1 protein-coding gene is annotated in these 241 nt (G+C 67.6%); it reads right to left on the reverse strand.

Features of this window, described 5'->3' with window-relative positions:
• On the reverse strand, positions 1–241 hold a 241-nt coding region (locus tag PUR56_RS01360), incomplete at both ends, for an IS110 family transposase (protein ID WP_329947501.1).

Genomic DNA, 241 nt, shown 5'->3' on the forward strand with positions numbered 1-241 from the left:
GCGATCACGGCGGCGTCCTTGGCGTCGGTCTTCGCCTCGCCGGGGTAGAGGTCGGCGATTCGTCGCATGGCGAGGCCTGGAAGGTAGGCGACTTGGCAGTCGGCGTCGCGGGCGACGGTCAGGGGCAGGGCGCCGATGGAGGCGGGTTGGTCCACGATCACCAGGACGGTGCCGAATTTCGCGGTCAGTTTCTCGAAGACGGCCCGCAGTTTCGGCTCGCTGTTGGGCAGCGGTTTGTCGA

Origin of the sequence: Streptomyces sp. BE303 (assembly GCF_036290945.1) — a bacterium.
Classification (GTDB): Bacteria; Actinomycetota; Actinomycetes; order Streptomycetales; family Streptomycetaceae; genus Kitasatospora.